The sequence below is a fragment of the Pseudoalteromonas prydzensis genome, assembly GCF_001661495.1.
GTDB classification, from domain to species: Bacteria; Pseudomonadota; Gammaproteobacteria; order Enterobacterales; family Alteromonadaceae; genus Pseudoalteromonas; species Pseudoalteromonas prydzensis.
This window is the reverse complement of record NZ_BDDT01000035.1, coordinates 1-1,176: the sequence shown is the minus strand read 5'-3', so window position 1 is coordinate 1,176 and position 1,176 is coordinate 1. Positions and strand designations below refer to the sequence as shown.

The following is a 1,176-nucleotide window of genomic DNA, read 5'->3' as shown; positions in this document are numbered from 1 at the left end:
AATCCGCAGCTTCGGTGCATAGTTTAGCCCCGTTACATCTTCCGCGCAGACCGACTCGACCAGTGAGCTATTACGCTTTCTTTAAAGGATGGCTGCTTCTAAGCCAACCTCCTGGCTGTCTGGGCCTTTCCACATCGTTTCCCACTTAACTATGACTTTGGGACCTTAGCTGGCGGTCTGGGTTGTTTCCCTCTTCACGACGGACGTTAGCACCCGCCGTGTGTCTCCCGGATAGTACTTTACGGTATTCGGAGTTTGCAAAGGGTTGGTAAGTCGGGATGACCCCCTAGCCTTAACAGTGCTCTACCCCCGTAAGTATTCGTCCGAGGCTCTACCTAAATAGATTTCGGGGAGAACCAGCTATCTCCCGGTTTGATTAGCCTTTCACTCCTAGCCACAGGTCATCCCCTAACTTTTCAACGTTAGTGGGTTCGGTCCTCCAGTTGATGTTACTCAACCTTCAACCTGCCCATGGCTAGATCACCGGGTTTCGGGTCTATACCTTGCAACTATTCGCCCAGTTAAGACTCGGTTTCCCTACGGCTACCCTAATCGGTTAACCTCGCTACAAAATATAAGTCGCTGACCCATTATACAAAAGGTACGCAGTCACAGAACAAGTCTGCTCCTACTGCTTGTACGTACACGGTTTCAGGTTCTATTTCACTCCCCTCACAGGGGTTCTTTTCGCCTTTCCCTCACGGTACTGGTTCACTATCGGTCAGTTGGGAGTATTTAGCCTTAGATGATGGTCCACCTATATTCAGTCAAAGTTTCACGTGCTCCGACCTACTCGATTTCACTTAAAATGTATTTTCATGTACGGGACTATCACCCTGTATCGTGGCACTTTCCAGAGCCTTCCATTAACACATAATAAGCTTAAGGGCTGTTCCGGTTTCGCTCGCCGCTACTTCCGGAATCTCGGTTGATTTCTTTTCCTACGGGTACTTAGATGTTTCAGTTCTCCGCGTTCGCCTCGTTAACCTATGTATTCAGTTAACGATACCTGCAAGCAGGTGGGTTTCCCCATTCGGAAATCCTAGTCTCAAGTGCTTTTTACTAGCTTGACTAGGCTTATCGCAAGTTAATACGTCCTTCATCGCCTCCAACTGCCAAGGCATCCACCGTGTACGCTTAGTCACTTAACCATACAACCCAAACGGGTCTTTGTTT

General features: G+C 48.6%; 1 rRNA gene. It reads right to left on the bottom strand.

Annotated features, from left to right (window positions below):
- Nucleotides 1-1,151, bottom strand: a 23S ribosomal RNA gene (locus A7968_RS22770); the annotation flags it as partial.
- Between the last annotated feature and the right edge of the window lie 25 nt (nucleotides 1,152-1,176).